Raw genomic sequence first — 17,543 nt, 5'->3', positions numbered from 1 at the left:
CACCGAACAACCGGGGAGAGGTACCCAAGGACACATGGTCAAGGTTCGCGAAGATCAACCACTGACCGCCGACGGTCAGGTCGACATCGATCGCTGGCTGGCGCGCCTGCAGGACGATGTCAGCCTGCGCGACGTCGGCGAAATGAAAGCCGCCTGCGAACTCGCCGACCGCCTGGCGCGCGAGACCGAGAAACCCCACAAGGCCTGGATGGCCGACGGTTCCAGTTTTCGTACCGGCCTGGAGATGGCCGACATCCTCGGCGAACTGAAGCTCGATCAGGAAGCCCTCGAAGCGGCGGTCCTGTATCGCGCGGTGCGCGAGGGTCAGATCAGTCTCGAACAGGTCGGCAAGCGTTTCGGTGCCGTGGTGACGCGCCTGATCGACGGCGTGCTCAACATGGCGGCGATCAGCCAGCAGCAGACCCCCTGTCAGGGGCTGTCCCAGCACAATCAGCAGGAAAACCTGCGCAAAATGCTGGTGACGATGATCGATGACGTGCGCGTGGCACTGATCAAGATCGCCGAGCGGACCTGCGCGTTGCGTCAGGTTCGCGATGCCCCGCGCGAGAAGCGCCTGAGCGTGGCGCGCGAGGTGTTCGACATCTATGCGCCGCTGGCCCACCGGCTGGGGATCGGGCATCTCAAGTGGGAGCTCGAGGATCTCTCGTTCCGCTATCTTCACGAGGACGAGTACAAGAAGATCGCCCGGCTGCTCGCCGAGAAGCGTGTCGACCGCGATCACTACATCCAGGATGTGGTCACGACGCTCGAATCGTTGCTCGAGCAGAACGGCATCTCGCGCTATGAGGTCGACGGGCGCGCCAAGCACATCTATTCGATCTGGCGCAAGATGAAGCGCAAGCACATCGACTTCTCGCAGGTCTACGACGTGCGCGCGGTGCGCATCCTGGTGCCCGAGGTCGCCGACTGCTATACCGCGCTGGGCATCGTCCATTCGCGCTGGCATCACGTGCCCAACGAGTTCGACGACTACATCGCCAACCCCAAGAAGAATGGCTATCAGTCGCTGCACACGGCGTTGATCGGCCCCGAGAACAAGGTGCTGGAGATTCAGATCCGCACCTTCGCCATGCACGAGGAGGCCGAGCTCGGCGTCTGCGCCCATTGGCGCTACAAGGGCCACGACGTGGGCAGCAAGAGCCGCAGCTACGAGGAGAAGATCGCCTGGCTGCGCCAGGTGCTGGAATGGCAGGACGAGGTGGGCGAACTCGGCGACCTGCGCGAAGGGCTGTCCAGCGACGTGGCGCCGGACCGCATCTACGTGTTCACCCCCGACGGCCACATCATCGACCTGCCACGGGTCGCCACGCCGATCGACTTCGCCTATCGGGTGCACACCGAGGTCGGCCACCGCTGCCGGGGGGCCAAGGTCGACGGCCGCATCGTGCCGCTGACCTTCAAGCTCAAGACCGGCCAGCAGGTGGAGATCCTCACCGCCTCCAAGGGCGGGCCCAGCCGCGACTGGCTCAACCCCAATCTCGGCTTCGTGCGCACGTCGCGGGCGCGCGCCAAGATCCAGTCGTGGTTCAAGCACCAGGCGCGCGACCAGAACCTCGAGGAGGGCCGCGCGCTGTTCGAGAAGGAATTCCGCCGGCTCGACATCGAGGGCCTCGACCTGGCGACCCTGGCCAGCGCGGTCAACTACCCGACCCCCGACGACATGTACGCGGCGATCGGTGCCGGCGACCTGCGCATCGGTCAGGTGCTTCACCAGGCCCAGCAGCTGTTCGGCGATACCGACGACGAGGAACAGCTCGATCGCCTGCTGACCAAGCCCCGGCGGACGGCGAAGAGCCCCGACGACGGCATCACCGTGCTGGGCGTGGGCAATCTCAAGACCACCATGGCCAACTGCTGTCATCCGGTCCCCGGCGAGCAGATCATCGGCTACATCACCCAGGGGCGCGGCGTGACCATCCACCGTCAGGATTGCCCCAACATCCTGCAGTTGCGCAGCGAGGAGCCGGGGCGCATCGTCGACGTGGAGTGGGGCGATCAGTCGCGTACCCAGTATCCCGTCGACATGGAGATCGAGGCCTGGGATCGTTCCGGGCTGCTGCGCGACGTCACCCACGTGTTGAGCCACGACCGGGTCAACGTGCTCAGCGTCAACACGCGGACCGACAAGGACGACAACGTGGCGCGCATGAAGATCACCCTCGAGGTCGACGGCCTCGAAGCGCTGGGGCGAATCTTCTCGCGCATCCAGCAACTGCCCAACGTGATCGACGTCAAGCGCCTGCGCAGCGGGGCCAACCAGCCGGGAGCGCCATCATGAACGCACGCCGACACGGCCTCGACGACCTGCTGAGCCTGATGGCGGTGCTTCGCGATCCCCGCGAGGGCTGCCCCTGGGACGTCAGGCAGGACTGGGATTCGATCGTCCCCCACACCCTGGAGGAAGCCTACGAGGTCGCCGACGCCATCGAGCGTCGGGCCTTCGATGAGCTGCCCGGCGAGCTGGGCGACCTGCTCTTCCAGGTGGTCTACTACAGCCGTTTCGCCGAGGAGGAGGGGCGCTTCGACTTTCACGACGTCGTCGATACCCTGACCGCCAAGATGCTCGCCCGGCACCCGCACGTCTTTCCCGACGGCACCCTGGCCTCGCGGCGCGAGGGGGTGAGCGCCGCCGAGGTCGAGACCCGCCAGGTCAAGTCGAACTGGGAGGCGCTCAAGGCCGACGAGCGTCACGCGCGGGCCGCCATCTCGGTGCTCGACGACGTGCCGCGCAATCTGCCGGCGCTGTCGCGGGCCGCCAAGCTGACCAAGCGGGCCGCCCGGGTCGGCTTCGACTGGCCCGACGAGCGCGGCGTGATCGCCAAGATCCGCGAGGAGCTCGACGAGGTCGAGCAGGCGCTGGCCGAGGGCGACGTCGATCACGCCGGCGAGGAGGTCGGCGACCTGCTGTTCGCGGTGGTCAATCTGGCGCGACGGCTGGGCAGCGATCCCGAACGCGCGCTGCGCGGGACCAATGCCAAGTTCGAGCGGCGCTTTCAGTACGTCGAGCGGGCGCTGGCCGACCAGCAACGGCGCCCCGAGGATGTGTCGCTGGCGGAGATGGACCGCCACTGGGACGCCGCCAAGCGCCATGAAAGGAACCCTTCCAAGGAGAGCCTCAATGAGTGACGACCTGCACGAATCGCTACGCGACAATGTCCGGATTCTGGGCGACAGTCTGGGGCACACCATCGCCGACGACCTGGGCCCCGGCTTCGTCGACAAGATCGAGGCGATCCGCGCGCTGGCCAAGGGCGGGCGTCAGGGCGAGGGCGGCTCGCAGCGCGAGCTGATCGAGTATCTGCGCGCCTTGCCCGACCAGGATCTGCTGCCGGTGACCCGCGCCTTCAACCAGTTTCTCAACCTGGCCAACATCGCCGAGCAGCATTACCGGGCGCGATTCCGCCGGGTCGAGGACTACAAGCCCGGGTCGCAGCCGGTGCTCGGCGAACTGCTCGGACGCATCACCCGCTCCGGCCACAGCCCGCGCCAGGTGATCGAGACGCTCGCCGGGATGCGTGTCGAACTGGTGCTGACCGCCCATCCCACCGAGGTCATCCGGCGCACGCTGATCCAGAAGTACGATGCCATCGACGAGTGCCTGACGGCGATGGAGGGCTCGCTCGACTATCCGGAGAAGGCGGCGCGCGTCCACGGCCGTCTGCAGGAACTGATCAGTCAGGCCTGGCACACCGACGAGATCCGCCACGAACGCCCCACGCCGGTCGACGAGGCCAAGTGGGGGTTCGCGGTGATCGAGAACTCGCTGTGGCAGGCGGTGCCCGATTTCCACCGCGATCTCGACAACCTGCTGCTGGACACCGCCGGCGAGCGTCTGCCGCTGGACGCCTCGCCGTTGCGTTTCGCCTCCTGGATGGGCGGCGACCGCGACGGCAACCCCAATGTCACCGCCCGGGTCACCCGCGAGGTGCTGCTGCTGGGGCGCTGGATGGCCGCCGATCTCTACCTGCGCGATCTCGAGCAGCTCAAGGCCGAACTGTCGATGTGGAAGGCCAACAGCGCGCTCAAGGCCGAGGTGGGCGACGAGCCCGAACCCTACCGGGCGCTGCTCAAACGGCTCATCGTCCGGGTCGAGGCGACCCGCGACTGGGCCAAGGCGTGTCTCGACGGCAAGCCCTTCGAGGGTGGGCCGATCATCGAGACCCGCGACCAGCTCTATGCGCCGCTGCTCACCTGCTACCGGTCGCTGTGCGACGTGGGGCTGGACACCATCGCCAACGGCGCCTTGCTGGACACCCTGCGTCGCGTGGCGGTGTTCGGCGTGTCGTTGACCAAGCTCGACATCCGTCAGGAATCGAGCCGTCATACCCAGATGCTCGACGAATTGACCAGCTATCTGGGCCTGGGCCGCTACCAGGATTGGGACGAGGAGCAGCGCCAGTCCTTCCTGCTCGGCGAACTGGTCTCGCCACGGCCGTTGATCCCGCGGCGCTGGGATTGCTCCACCGAGGCGCGGGAGGTGATCGACACCTTCCGGGTGATCGCCCAGGAACATCGCGAGGCGCTGGGCACCTACATCATCTCGATGGCGGGGCATCCGTCCGATGTGCTGGCGGTGGCGCTGTTGATGAAGGAGGTGGGCGGCGACGTGCGCCTGCCCATCGCGCCGCTGTTCGAGACCCTCGACGATCTGGACCGGGCCGGCGCGGTGATCGACCGACTGCTGGCACTGCCCGGCTACCGCGAGATGGCCGGCGACGCCCAGGAGGTGATGATCGGCTACTCAGACTCGGCCAAGGACGCCGGCCAGCTGGCCGCCGCCTGGGCCCAGTATCGGGCCCAGGAGACCCTGGTCGAGGTCTGCCGGCGTCACGGCGTCAACCTGACGCTGTTCCACGGCCGGGGCGGCACCGTGGGCCGCGGCGGCGGCCCGGCGCATGCGGCCATCCTCTCCCAGCCGCCCGGCTCGGTGAACGGCAGTCTGCGCGTCACCGAGCAGGGCGAGATGATCCGCTTCAAGTTCGGCCAACCCGACATCGCCCTGCGCTCGATGGAGATCTACGCCTGCGCGGTGCTCGAGGCGACGCTGCTGCCGCCGCCGTCGCCCGAGCCCGAGTGGCGCGAGGAGATGGACCGGCTGGCCGAGATCGCCCATGGCGCCTATGTCGGCGTGGTCCGCGAGGATCCCGACTTCGTGCCGTACTTCCGTGCCGTGACGCCGGAAGGCGCGCTGGGGCGCCTGCCGCTGGGCTCGCGTCCGGCCAAGCGCCGTCAGGAGGGCGGGGTCGAGTCGCTGCGCGCGATCCCCTGGATCTTCGCCTGGACCCAGACCCGGCTGATGCTTCCCGCCTGGCTGGGCAGCGGTGAGGCCTTCGCCACCCGCATCGAGGAGTCCGACGGCCTCGAGCGCCTGCGCGAGATGCGCCGCCACTGGCCGTTCTTCGGCACCTACCTCGACATGCTCGAGATGCTGCTCGCCAAGGCCGACCGGGGCATTGCCGCCTACTACGAGCAGCGTCTCGTCGACGAGCCGGCCCTGCAGTCGCTGGGGGCCTCGTTGCGCGATCGCCTGGACCGGCTGCACGGCGCCTTGCTGCGAATCCTCGATCAGGACGAACTGCTCGAGGGCACGCCGTTGATCCGTCAGGCGATCGACGTGCGCAATCCCTACATCGATCCGCTGCACGGCCTGCAGGCCGAATTGCTGCAGCGTAACCGCGATGCCGACGGGGCGATCAGCCCGGCGCTGTCGCGGGCGCTGATGGTGACCATGGCGGGGATCGCCGCGGGGCTGCGCAACACCGGCTAGGCCGGTCGTGCGTTGGCCGGTTGGAGAAGCCCGGTGCGTGAAGGCGCGCCGGGCTTCTGCTCGAAGGGCGGCGTTCGCTGGTCGTGACCGGGTAGCCGCCGCACTGCAGGGTTATACCGCTACCATTCTATTTATACCGTTATCTCCGTTTGGCTTTACAGGCGAATTTCCTTCCCGCTTTTCTTTACCAGCATCAGCTAGGGGTATCGCGCCACAACGTCTCCAAGACAGGCGTCTCCAAGCCATGACGGGCCGCCGCCTCGCGCAGCGGGCCGAGAATCGCCTCCCGCTCGGTGGGCCGTCCGGCGAGCACGTCCTGCAGCATCGAGGCGCGATTGCCGGCGGTGGCCTCGATCACCCCCCAGACATGCGCCGACCAGCCGGCTTGCGGCGGTTCGATCCGCTCCGCGGCCATGACGGTCGCGACCTCGGCGATGATCGCCGCGACGCGCGGCCGATGCGCAGGGTCGCGCAGTCCGCCATTGCGGATGCGATGGATCGCCACCATGGGGTTGATCGCCGCATTCACGGCGAGCTTGTGCCACAGGCGGCGGCGAATGTCGTCACAGGCCCGGCCGGGCAGGCCGGCGGCGCTCAGGGTTCGTGCCACGCTGGTGGCGAGGGCGGCATGCTCGCCGTCGAGATTGCCCAGATGGGTCGTGCCGTGACCGGCGTGCACGATGCCATCCTCGCCGTCGACGTAGGCGCCCTCGCTGGTCACCGCGCAGAGCACCGGGCCGAGCCAGTCGCGCGTCACCCGGGGCTGGACCTGAAAGCCGTTCTGCCAGAGTACCAGCGGTGTATCGGCGGCGATGTGCCCGGCCAGCTCTTCGAGCGCCGTCTCGACCGCGTGGCTCTTGGTCGTCACGTGGACCAGGCCGGGCCGGTATAGGGCGTCGGCCATGACGATGCGGGGCACCGCGTGATCCGTCGTGCGGCCCTCGGGCGTGGTCAGATTCAGCGCCCGGACGCTGGCGCGGCGGCCGATCAGGGCCAGCGCCTGCCGACCGCTCAGCCGGGCGGCGAGTAGACGACCCAGCGAGCCCGCGCCTAGGATCAGCCAGGGCGCGGCCATCAGGAGGTCTCCTTGCGAGTGCGCGAGGTACGCCGCCCCGTGGTGGTTCTCTTGCCTCGGCCGGTCTTGCCGCGACGGTTCGTGGTGCGCTTCGCTCCGCGCGTCGGCTTGCCGGCCGTGAACCCCTCGGCGCCGCTCAGCGCCTGACGCATGCGTTCGCTGTCGGCGGCGGCGAGCAGTGTGCGCAGGTCGCCGATCAGGGCGTCGAGAAACGGCGCCGGCTGGTCCTGGCTCTCGGCGATCGCCCGCAGGCGCTGCTCCCAGAGGGCGGTGCGCTCGGGGCGGGTGGCGGCATCGGGCAGGGCGGCGATCAGCGCCTGGCCGGTCCGGGTCGCGCGCAGGGCGCCGCCCTGGCGCACCAGATAGCCGCGGTCGAGCAGGGTCTCGACGATGCCGGCGCGGGTCGCTTCGGTGCCCAGGCCGTCGGTGTCGCGCAGGGTGCGCTTGACCGCGGGGTCGTCGACATAGCGGGCGATGTTCATCATCGCCTTGATCAGACTGGCGTCGGTGAACGGCTCCGGTGGCCGGGTTTCCTTGTCGTCGATCCCTGCTTCGACGACCGTGGCCGATTCGCCCTCGGTCAGCGGCGGCAGTGGCGGTGCCTCGTCGCGGGTGGTGAACAGCGGCTTCCAGCCGGGCACGAGAATCTCGCGGCCCTGGGCGCGGAAACGCTCGTCGAGAATCGTGAACTCGGCCTTGATCTCCCGGGTCTCCAGGGCCGGATAGAACTGTGCCAGCACGTTGCGGGCGATCAGCCGGAAGATGTCGGCCTCCTCGCGCGACAGTCGTGCGGCATCGAAGGGCTTGCCGGTGGGGGCGAGGGCATGGTGCGCGCCCACCTTGGCGTCGTCGTAGGCCCGCGAGCGGCGAGCGAAGTCGGCGCCGTTCAGCCACCCGGCGAGCATCTCGTCGCCCTGGCAGGCGCGGGTCAGGGTGGCCCGCGCCTCGTCCCGATGGGCACGGGGCAGGTGACGGCAGTCGGAGCGTGGGTAGGTGATCAACTGGTGGCGTTCGTAGAGCGACTGACAGAGGTCGAGCACGCGCTTGGCGGAGAGCCGGTAGCGACGGGCGGCATCGACCTGCAGCGCCGACAGCGAGTAGGGCAGCGGCGCGCTCTGGCGCTTGTGCTGGGCCTCCAGACCGGTGAGCCGGCCCTCGGCGCCGGGCAGTCGGGCACCCAGGGCCTCGGCGGGGCCGCGCTGGAGCAGCCGCCCCTGATCGTCGAGCGGGTGCGACTCGCCGGGCTGCCACCAGGCGCGTAGGGTGCCGGCGGCGACGCGCAGGTCCGCCCACAGCACGTGAAAGGGCCGCGGCACGAAGCGCGCGATCTCGTTGTCGCGGCGTACCACCAGGCCCAGCACCGGCGTCTGCACCCGGCCCACCGAGAGCACGCCGTCGTGACCCGCCTGACGCCCGGTCAGCGTCCAGGCGCGCGAAAGGTTGATGCCGTACAGCCAGTCGGCCCGCGAGCGCGCCTGGGCGGCCCGGTAGAGCGGCTGGTAGTCGCGATTGTCGGCCATGGTATCCAGCGCGCGGACCACCGCCGGGCGGTTGAGGTCGCTGATCAGCAAACGCTCGACGGGCCCCCGCCAGCCGAGATGTTCGATCACCTCCTGAACCAGCAATTGCCCCTCGCGGTCCGGGTCGCCGGCATGCACCACGCGGTCGGCGCGCTTGAGCCACTCGCGCAGCACCTTGAGCTGGCCCCGCGCCTTGGGGCGTGGCGTGAGCCGCCAGGTGTCGGGGATGATCGGCAGATGATCCAGGCGCCACTGCTTGAAGCGCGGGTCGTAGGCATCCGGGGCGGCCTGTTCGAGCAGGTGGCCCAGACACCAGCTGACGACGTTGTCGCCGACCTCGAGGGCGCCGTCGCGGCGTTGGACGTTGCCGGGCAGGGCGTCGGCGATGGCCCGGGCCAGGCTGGGTTTTTCGGCGATGATCAGGCGCATGCGAGGCCGCTGTGTGTCGGAGTGTCTGGATATTCTTCCAGTATGACGCGGCAGCGGCAAGTTGCCGCGCCGGTCAGCCCAGGGCGCGCTTGGCCTGGACCAGCGCCCGGTACCAGTCGCGGCGCGGTGCGCTCACCACGGTGGGGCGCTGGCTGAGATAGCTGATCGAGCGCGCCTCGCTGCGCGGGTGGCTGGCCTGGTAGTTGACCAGCATGTCGAGGGTGCTCTCGCGAGCGCCGTACTGCTTGATGAGAAAGCGCCGCGCCGCGGGGTCGAGATCCACCCGATAGTGGCGGACCAGGGCCAGCGCCAGGGATTCGGCGGTCCGCGACAGATCGACGTCGATCTCCTTGACCATGGCCGCGCCCAGCGCCGCCTTGGCGCCGGCCGACAGGTTGGGCTCGACCTGGCCGAAGTCGGCGGCGTTGGAGCCGTTGATCGCGCGCTGCACCTCGGGCCGCGAGAGCTGGATGTGCGGCTCCAGCGCCAGGGCGATCTCGATCGCCAGGCGCTTGGCGACGTCCATGCCGACGGCGAGCAGGGCGTCGCGCTCCAGCGGCTGGGGACGCGATGCCCGGGGCTGTTCGATGCCGGCGCTCTTCAGGTGGCGGGCCAGATGCTTGCAGACTTCGGCCTTGGCGGCGTCGTCCAGGGCGATGACGCGCTCGTGAATGCGCAGGCCGCGGCGGCCGGGTCCCAGGCGCAGGCGGGTGTCCTGGTCGGCGAGGCGGGCGCTGATCTCGTCCCAGCGCTGGGATCGCTTGAGCAGTTGGGCATGACTGCGGCCGACCGCCTCGTAGGCACTGTAGGCGGCCTTGTAGAGGCGAATGGCGTTGGTCAGCAGGTCGGCCTTCTGGCGCAGCTGCGCGCGACGCTCGTCGCGACCGCGGGCGACTTCCGGGGCGAGATGCTGGATCTGCTCGGTCAGCGCGTCCATGGCCTGGATCGAGCGCTCGAGCAGCACCTCGGCGCGCAGCCCGGCGGCGGCATGTTCGACCAGCGTGCCGGACTGCTCGGCGAGATAGGCGGTCAATGCCTTGAGGCGCGACAGGCCGGTCGCCTGGGCGATCCGGTAGCGGGCGCGCGCCTCTTCCAGATTGTCGAGGGCCTGAGCCAGTCGCCAGCGGCCGCGATACTCGAAGGTCAACAGCGGAATGCGTCGGCCACTGATCAGTTCGAAGGCCAGGATCAGCATCTCCTCGACGTCCTGCAGGGTCATCAGCAGGTCGTTGTCTTCCTCGATGGCCGCCAGCACGCGTTCGATGAAGTTGCTGTCGCGCGGCACGCCCTGGCGCAGGTCCGGGGCGCGTCCCTCGAAGCGGTCGCGCAGCAGGGTGGCGGCGTCCGGGGCGAGTTCGGCGATCTCGGCGAACTGCGGCTCCAGGGTGTCACGATAGAGGGCCACCAGATCGCGGATGCGGGCATGCAGGCCGACCCGCCGATAGATATCGACCTGGGCGATGATGCGCGCACTGTCGCGATCGTCGAGCAGCTCGATGGCCGCCAGTTCGACGCCCTCGGGCGCGAGGTCCTGCTTGCGCAGCAGCATGGCCGCCGCCTCGCGACGTCGGGCATCGCCCTCGAGATTCTCCACGATCAGGTTGCGGGTCGCCAGCAGCAGCTCCGGCAGGCTCTTGATCACCCGCTCGATCTTGTTGGCGGTGCGTTCGGCACGGCGTCCGCCGGTCAGGTTGTGGAGCACGTTGGCGATGATCCCCGCCGCGCCGGTGATCACCGTGTAGGAGATGAAGAAGATGTAGTTGTCGGCGGTGGGGGCCTTGCCGTAGCCCAGCAGATAACCGCCCCAGGCGCCGAGCAGGGTCACCGGGCCGGCGGTCCAGAGGATCTGCATCAGGCTCACCGTCCAGGGCACCTTCTCCACGGCGGCGGTGATGCGGCGAATCTCGTCCCGGCCCTCGCGTTCCAGGCGCACCTGCGGGGTTTCGGATGAGGGTTGACGGGCGCGGCGGAACGGCAGGAACAACGCGGAAGGTCCTTGTACGCGACGAGGTGGGCAGGCGTTACCCTAGCACCCGCGGATGGCGCATGCCATAGCCGTTCGTGGCTGGTGAGTGGAGCCGTCCGGGCATGCTAGACTGCACGGATTTTCCGAGGAGGGTGGCGATGCTGGCGATGTGGGTAGAACAGCTGCTGGGTTACGCCGGGGGCGCGCTGGCAGCGATCCGGGACGACGAACACTATCCCACGCTGATGGCCTGGGCACGCGAGGAAGGGGTCAAGTATCTGGGCGGCAACCTGGCGCAGGCACAGGCCCTGGCGCCGGAACTCTGGAACCAGACGCCGCTGGCGCGGCTGGACTTCGCCTGTGAGCCGCTGGCCCGGCCGGGCCCCAACGAACCCTGCTGGTGCGATTCCGGTCGCAAGATGAAACACTGCTGCGGCGGGGTCCAGTTGCCCGGTGCGGTGCCGCCGCATCTGATGTGGATGCTGTCGCTGCGCGACTGGAAGGGCGATCTCCTCAAGGCGGCGCTGGACAGCGGCAGGGCGCCGGCCCAGGCGTTGCTCGAAGCCGGGCTGATCGCCGCCGAGAGCGGCCAGCGCGGACGCGCCCAGCAGATCCTCGAGACGCTCTTCGACGCCGCCGACTGGAGCCGGCTGCCCGAACAGACCGAGCCGGCCTTCGAGCTGCTGATCGACATCTACCAGGAGCGCGGTTTCAACCGCAAGCGCGCCGCGCTGCTCGACGCCATTCTCGAACGCGGCCCGCTGTTCCTGCGCGGCGTGGCGCTGGAGCGGCTGTGCCTGATGCATCTGGACAGCGACGATCTGGCCAGCGCCCGCGAGGCCTTCGTGCGCGCCCAGCAGACCCTGCCCGATTCGCCGACCCTGGCCTACATCGAGGCCATGCTGCTGCTCCACGAGGGGCACCCCGAGGAAGCCGGCGAACGTGCCCGCTTCTGGTTCCGCCGGCTTGCCCGGCGTGGCGATCTGGACGCCGACCAGCTGCAGTTCCTCGCCGATCTGGCCGACAACCCCGGGGCCACGCTCGCCGAGCAGATGGTCAATTCCGAGGAAGCCCTGGCCGAGCCCCTGATCAACCTCCAGGCCCTGCTCGAGGCCTTGCCCACCCCGCCGCGGCTGCATTTCCAGCGGCGTGAGGACGGACGTATCGAGTATCACTCCACCGCCCGCGAGGACACCCTGGATGCGGCGTGGCGCGACGTCTTCGGCGTCGAGGTCGACGAGGAGGCGGCGCTGGGCTTCCAGGACGACCCCTGGCCGCAGGCCGGGGAGTGGCTGGTCGGACTGTGTTCGCACCCCGAGTGGCTGGATTCGCCGCGGGTGGTGCAGACCCTGAGCATGGCGCTGGCCAGCCGCTTCGGCAGTCTGCCGTGGATGGCCGAAAGTTTCTTCGCCCCGCTTGCCCGACGCCTGGAGCACTGGCTGGAGCAGCTCGAGGCGTTCCAGGGGCGCTTCGCCTGGGACGATGCCGACAACGCGGTGATCCTGCGCGCCGGGCTGGCGCTGGTGGTAGGCATGGAGCGCGGCGACCGGCAGCGTTCGCGGCATCTGGCCGAGCGCCTGCTGGTGCTCGACGACCAGGACAATCTGGGGCTGCGCGAACTGGTGCTCGATCAATTGCTGCGAGAAGGACGCGACCGCGAGGCCCTCGACCTCAGCGATCAGCCCGCGGCGGACGACGACGCCCCGCTGCTGGGTGTGCTGATGGGCCGCGTGCTGGCGCTCTATCGGCTGGAGCGCTTCGACGATGCCGAGGACTCGCTGGACGCGGTCCAGGCTCTCAACGGCCATGCCATCGCCATGATGTGCGCCGACAACCCCAAGCCGGTACCCCTGGCCGTGGAAGTGCCCGAACCCGGTACCAAGGCCGAGGCCTGGCAGTACCGGGCGCTGATGCGCGATCAGTGGGTGGCCACCCGCGGGGCGCTCAAGTGGCTCTCGGAACAGCGGCGACGGCTGGCCGAGTCGCCGCCGGCGCGCTGAGAGAGTATCTCAGCGCCCCTGGCCGGCGTGGGGTGTCGCCATCAGGCGTGGATCGCGGCTCAGCCGCCAGGCCAGCAGGATCGCGGGTAGCCCCAGCGCCGTCGACCAGAGAAAGAAGATCGCATAGCCCTGATTGGCCACCACGACCCCCGAGAACCCGCCGATGAACTTGCCCGGCAGGGTCATCAGCGAGGAAAACAGCGCGTACTGGGTCGCGGTGTAGGCGCGCGAGGTGAGACTCGACAGGAAGGCGATGAACACCGTGCTGGCCAGGCCGTTGGCGAGATTGTCGCTCATGATCGTCACCACCAGCATGGGCAGTTCCGCGCCCAGGGTGGCCAGCGCCGCGAACAGCAGATTGGTGGCCGCCGCGAGCACCGCCCCCAGCAGCAGCATGTTGGCGATCCCGTAGCGCACCACCAGCAGCCCGCCGACCACGCCACCGGTGATGCTCATGAGGATGCCGAACACCTTGCTGACGTTGGCGATCTGCGACAGCGAGAATCCCAGGTCGATGTACAGCGGGTTGGCCATCGCCGCCATCGACAGGTCGCTGATGCGAAACAGGCCGATCAGCAGCAAGAGCCACAGTGCCTGGCGGCCGTAGCGCGTGAAGAAGTCGGTGAAGGGGCAGACGATCGCGCCCGTCACCCAGGCGCCCAGGCGGCGCCAGACCCGGGGGCGGTGACGGTTGGCACGCAGGAAGCCGCGTACCCGGGGCTCGTGGATCAACTGCCCGGCCAGCGAGGCGCGCGGTGGCTCGGGGCGCAGCAGCACGGTGATCAGCCCCACCCCGACCAGTGCCGCCATGCTCAGATAGGCGACGTGCCACGAGGCCAGGTCGGCGATGTAGAGCGCTCCCGCGCCGGCCGCCAGTAGCCCCCCGCGATAGCCGATGATGTAGGTCGAGGCCATGGCCGCCTGGACCTCCTCGCCCGCGGATTCGATACGAAAGGCGTCGATGACGATGTCCTGGGTGGCGGCACCGAAGGCCACCAGCAGGGCGAAGCCGGCGACCAGCGCCAGGCTCTCGCGGGGATCGAGACTCGCCAGGCCGACCAGGCCGCCGGCGATCGTCAACTGGGCGATCAGCATCCAGCCGCGTCGTTGGCCGAGCAGCCGTGTCAGCCCCGGCAGTGGCAGACGATCGACCACCGGGGCCCAGACCAGCTTGATGGAGTAGAGCATGCCGATCCACGAGAAGAAGCCGATCGCCGTAACATCGACGCTGGCATCGCGCAGCCAGGCGGTGAGGGTGGAAAACACCAGCAGGAACGGCAACCCGGCGGCGAAGCCCAGAAACAGCATCGCGACGACGGGCGCCTGACAGTATACGGCCAGGGCGTCTCGCCAGGAGCGATGGGGGGCGTTACGGGGCATGGTGAAGCTCTCCTGCCTGGAATGCGGAATTTGACGTGGGCCGCTCAATCACGGCGATCAACGATGGTAGGATGACATCGATAAGCGGCTAACTTACGTGGTTGGACGCACGGAGATCAATGCTCGCCAGCCACTCGCCGGGTCGAGCGGCTGACGCAAGGATGAGTGCATGAATGACGCGATCGACAAGAGCAGCGACGACGCCATCCCCCGCTGGTATCTGATTCAATGCAAGGGTGGCGAATCGTTCCGGGCCAGCGACAATCTGGCCAACCAGGGCTACGAGATCTTTCATCCCGTGCTGCAGGTTCAGAAGAAGCGCCGGGGCAAGTTGTGCTGGCTCGACGAGCCGCTGTTTCCGTATTACCTGTTCATTCGCCTCGACAAGCTGGCCAGCAACTGGCGGCCGATCCGCTCGACCCGTGGCGTGCTCAAGCTGGTGGGTTTCGGCGACGCTCCCGTGGCCGTCGATGACGCCCTGGTCGAGACGTTGCGCGGCAACGCGGCAGCCAGCGTCGACGCGCGCGGCGTCAACGTCTATTTCCGCGCCGGCGAAGCGGTGGAGATCGGCGAGGGGCCGTTCCGCGCCCTGAGCGCCGTGTTCGAGCGCCAGAAAGGCGAGGAGCGGGCGATCGTGCTGCTCAACCTCCTGCATGGTCAGCAGCGTCTCGAGGTGCCGGTCGAGCATCTGCGCCGTCGTTGATCTGTCACGACTTCCCTTCCCATCGACTTGTGGAGACCGCCATGACCATCGCCGCCCATCGAGTGGTGACCCTGCATTATACCCTGCGTGACGATGCCGGCGAGGTACTCGACGATTCACGCCAGCGCAACACCCCACTGGAGTACCTCCACGGTCACGACAACATCGTCGCCGGTCTCGAGCGCTCACTCGCGGGCCAGGCCGAAGGGGCTCGCCTGAGTGTGACCCTGCAACCGGCCGAGGCCTATGGCCTGCGTGACGAGGCCTTGGTGCAGCCGGTGGCGCGCAGTGCCTTCGGTGGCGCCGAGACGCTGGCGCCGGGGATGCGCTTTCAGGCCCAGGGACCCGACGGGCCGCGTGCCGTGACGATCCTCGAGGTTACTGACGACCGGGTCACGGTGGACGCCAACCATCCGCTGGCGGGCCGGGCCCTGCGCTACGACGTCGAGATCCTGGCGATCCGCGAAGCGACCCGCGCCGAGCTGGCCAAGGGGCACCCGCTGCCCGGCGACGTCGAAGCGGCGCAGGTGGAGGACCGCAAGTTCGGCTGATAACCGCGAAAAACTGACCGGGATCAAGTGGGTGAACTGGCTGCGACAGGTGCAGGGGGCGGTCTTGATCCAGATCAGGCGTCGCGGCGACGGGATTGGTTACAGTGAGGACATCGGATCGCTCATGAGCGACCGGCGGGGCAAACCGCTCTCACCGGTCGTTCAGGATCGAACGATGTCGTCAGGGAGGGGCATTTGCCCCATGTGCCGGTCCTCAGGGGCCGGCTTTTTTATATCGGTGCCATCCGCGCTTCCCGATCCCCCGACGGCTCAGCCCGTGTCGGTGTCGTCGTGTCTGCTGCGGATGTGCAGCGCCCGTGCGGATTGCTGGAGGTGGTGTCGCTCGGTCTCGGCACGTTCCCGGCTCTCGAAGAGGCCCAGGCTGGTGCCGGTGTCGCTGTCGTAGACTTCGTAGCGTGTCGTCTCGCCCGTGGTGATCTTCCTGATCTCGATCGCGTCCGAAAGCATGCGGCTCTTCCTTCCATGACTGTAAGCGCTTTGACCCCGGAGGATGTCGGCGGTTCCACCGAGCGCTCAGTTCACGCCGCGCAAGGCGTTCAGGGGCCGGCGTCGATAGGCTTCCAGCCAGGCGGGGACCTCGTCGGCGTCGAGAGCGTGAGAGATCAGGTAGCCCTGGGCCTGGTCGCAGCCCGCCTCGGCGAGCAGACGCAGGTGCTGAGGGGTCTCGACCCCCTCGGCGATCACCTCCAGGCCGAAGCTGTGGGCCAGCGCGATGCTGGCGTTGACGATCAGCGCATCCTCCGGCTGCGCGGGCAGTTCGAGGACGAAGGACTTGTCGATCTTGAGCACGTCCAGCGGCAACCGGCGCAGCTGGGCCAGCGACGAGTAGCCGGTGCCGAAATCGTCGATGGCCACCCGGATCCCCAGGTCGCGCAGTTCGGCGAGCAGGCGCGCGGCCAGCGTCGGTTCGCGCATCATCGACTGCTCGGTGATCTCGAGCATCAACAGCCGCGGATCCACGCCGTGTGCCTCGAGCCAGCCGGTAATGCGCTGACCGAGATGGGCGTCCTCGAGGTCCACGGCGGACAGGTTGACGGCAACGTGCTGGGGGTGCCGCGCGTGCACCCAGACCGCCATCTGGGCGATCACGTGCTGAAGCATCCAGTCGCCCAGCAGCGCCATGTGACCGGAGTCCACCGCCAGCGGCAGGAATTCGTCGGCCTGCAGCAGGCCCAGATCGGGATGCTGCCACTGCATCAGTGCCTCGAAACCCACCACGCTGCCATCGGCGATGCGGATCTTGGGCTGGTAGACGATCCTCAACTGCTGCTCACGGACGGCGAGGACCATGTCGCGCAGCAATTGACGTTCGCGCTCGTGGTGATGGTCGAGCCGGCTTTCGTAGGCGTGGTAACCGTCGTGGGCCTGGCGGGCGTGGGCCAGGGCGATCCGCGAACGGCGCAGCAGGCGACGCGCGTCCTGACCATTCTCGGGATAGCGCAGACCGGCCAGCGACAGCGACGGGATCAACGAGGTGCCGTCGAGCTCGAGCGGCTGGCAGAGCCGTTCGCGCAGACGCTCGTCGAAGCACTCGCCGGCGGCCGGTGGGGCGGCGAGTATCAGGAACTCGTCGCCCCCCAGGCGGTAGACGCGGCCGCGGTGGATCTCCAGACGCATCAGGCGTCGCGCCAGCGACACCAGCAACTGATCGCCCACCGCATGCCCCAGGCGCTCGTTGATCGCCTTGATGTTGTCGATGCTCATGCTCGCCAGCGAAAAGGGCTTACCGCGCTCGATCAGCCGGTCGATTTCCGCCAGCGCGGCCTGGCAGGTGCCGATCCCCGTCAGCGGATCGACGTCATGCGGCTGCAGGCGGGCCTGCCAGGTCAACAGGTTGGCCTGAAGGCCGTTGACGCGGCTGTAAAGTCGGCTCGAGAAGGTTTGCCGTGGAAAGCATGGCGAAGAGCCGCGCAACAGACGCTCCGCGGCACGACTGGCCACCAGCGCCAGGCTGAAGATGACGAGACCGAGGCAACGGCGAAGGGTGGCGATCACGCGGGGGAGTCCTGTGCGGGCGGGCGGGGAGCGAACATCGAACGGGGGGCATGGCGTTGGCAACGGAGAATTGCTGGGATCCTTATCGATTTCTGAGCCATTATCCCGGTTTCGT

The 17,543-nt window shown here is 68.4% G+C and carries 12 protein-coding genes; 6 read left to right on the top strand and 6 right to left on the bottom strand.

Going from position 1 to position 17,543, the window contains the following annotated elements:
- Nucleotides 1–34: 34 nt before the first annotated feature.
- Genes relA through ppc form a run of 3 tightly spaced genes read left to right on the top strand, consistent with a single transcriptional unit; the run spans nucleotide 35 to nucleotide 5,788 of the window.
- The gene (gene relA, locus D0901_RS11080) at nucleotides 35–2,299 is read left to right on the top strand and encodes a GTP diphosphokinase (protein WP_129140365.1); all 2,265 of its coding nucleotides are present in this window, start codon (nucleotides 35–37) and stop codon (nucleotides 2,297–2,299) included.
- Nucleotides 2,296–3,147, top strand: a complete 852-nt coding sequence (mazG, locus tag D0901_RS11075; RefSeq protein WP_129140364.1) for a nucleoside triphosphate pyrophosphohydrolase — start codon at nucleotides 2,296–2,298, stop codon at nucleotides 3,145–3,147. Before relA ends, mazG begins: the two co-directional genes overlap by 4 nt.
- Nucleotides 3,140–5,788: a phosphoenolpyruvate carboxylase gene (ppc, locus tag D0901_RS11070; RefSeq protein ID WP_129140363.1), complete on the top strand. Its 2,649-nt coding sequence runs from the start codon at nucleotides 3,140–3,142 to the stop codon at nucleotides 5,786–5,788. Before mazG ends, ppc begins: the two co-directional genes overlap by 8 nt.
- A gap of 193 nt (nucleotides 5,789–5,981) precedes the next feature.
- Here ppc and D0901_RS11065 read toward each other — a convergent pair whose 3' ends face one another.
- From D0901_RS11065 to D0901_RS11055, 3 genes are all read right to left on the bottom strand, one after another.
- On the bottom strand, nucleotides 5,982–6,863 hold the full coding sequence (locus D0901_RS11065) for a ketopantoate reductase family protein (RefSeq protein ID WP_129140362.1): 882 nt from the start codon (nucleotides 6,861–6,863) through the stop codon (nucleotides 5,982–5,984).
- Nucleotides 6,863–8,812: a DNA topoisomerase III gene (locus D0901_RS11060; RefSeq protein WP_129140361.1), complete on the bottom strand. Its 1,950-nt coding sequence runs from the start codon at nucleotides 8,810–8,812 to the stop codon at nucleotides 6,863–6,865. The genes D0901_RS11065 and D0901_RS11060 overlap by 1 nt, the downstream gene beginning before the upstream one ends.
- A gap of 73 nt (nucleotides 8,813–8,885) precedes the next feature.
- Nucleotides 8,886–10,796 carry a coiled-coil domain-containing protein gene (locus D0901_RS11055; protein ID WP_129140360.1) on the bottom strand — a complete coding sequence of 637 codons (1,911 nt, stop codon included), beginning with the start codon at nucleotides 10,794–10,796 and terminating at the stop codon, nucleotides 8,886–8,888.
- Between the two features lie 140 nt (nucleotides 10,797–10,936).
- On the opposite strand from D0901_RS11055, the gene D0901_RS11050 reads away from it, so the two are divergent.
- Complete coding sequence (locus D0901_RS11050) at nucleotides 10,937–12,778, top strand: SEC-C domain-containing protein (RefSeq protein WP_129140359.1); 1,842 nt, start codon at nucleotides 10,937–10,939, stop codon at nucleotides 12,776–12,778.
- Between the two features lie 9 nt (nucleotides 12,779–12,787).
- On the opposite strand, the gene D0901_RS11045 is transcribed toward D0901_RS11050, so the two are convergent.
- Nucleotides 12,788–14,158, bottom strand: coding sequence for an AmpG family muropeptide MFS transporter (locus D0901_RS11045; RefSeq protein ID WP_129140358.1), 1,371 nt, complete (start codon nucleotides 14,156–14,158; stop codon nucleotides 12,788–12,790).
- A 169-nt stretch (nucleotides 14,159–14,327) separates the two neighbouring features.
- Between D0901_RS11045 and rfaH the strand changes: the two genes are divergently transcribed.
- Nucleotides 14,328–14,861, top strand: a complete 534-nt coding sequence (gene rfaH, locus D0901_RS11040; RefSeq protein ID WP_129140357.1) for a transcription/translation regulatory transformer protein RfaH — start codon at nucleotides 14,328–14,330, stop codon at nucleotides 14,859–14,861.
- Between the two features lie 41 nt (nucleotides 14,862–14,902).
- A complete protein-coding gene (locus D0901_RS11035; protein ID WP_129140356.1) occupies nucleotides 14,903–15,412 on the top strand; it encodes an FKBP-type peptidyl-prolyl cis-trans isomerase in 510 nt (169 codons plus the stop codon).
- Nucleotides 15,413–15,682: 270 nt separating this feature from the next.
- On the opposite strand, the gene D0901_RS11030 is transcribed toward D0901_RS11035, so the two are convergent.
- On the bottom strand, nucleotides 15,683–15,880 hold the full coding sequence (locus D0901_RS11030) for a hypothetical protein (protein WP_129140355.1): 198 nt from the start codon (nucleotides 15,878–15,880) through the stop codon (nucleotides 15,683–15,685).
- Between the two features lie 66 nt (nucleotides 15,881–15,946).
- Nucleotides 15,947–17,428 carry a putative bifunctional diguanylate cyclase/phosphodiesterase gene (locus D0901_RS11025; protein ID WP_129140354.1) on the bottom strand — a complete coding sequence of 494 codons (1,482 nt, stop codon included), beginning with the start codon at nucleotides 17,426–17,428 and terminating at the stop codon, nucleotides 15,947–15,949.
- Between the last annotated feature and the right edge of the window lie 115 nt (nucleotides 17,429–17,543).

Source organism: Modicisalibacter coralii (assembly GCF_004117855.1).
In the GTDB taxonomy this organism is placed as follows: Bacteria; Pseudomonadota; Gammaproteobacteria; order Pseudomonadales; family Halomonadaceae; genus Modicisalibacter; species Modicisalibacter coralii.
This window is presented reverse-complemented; position numbering and strand designations above follow the sequence as displayed.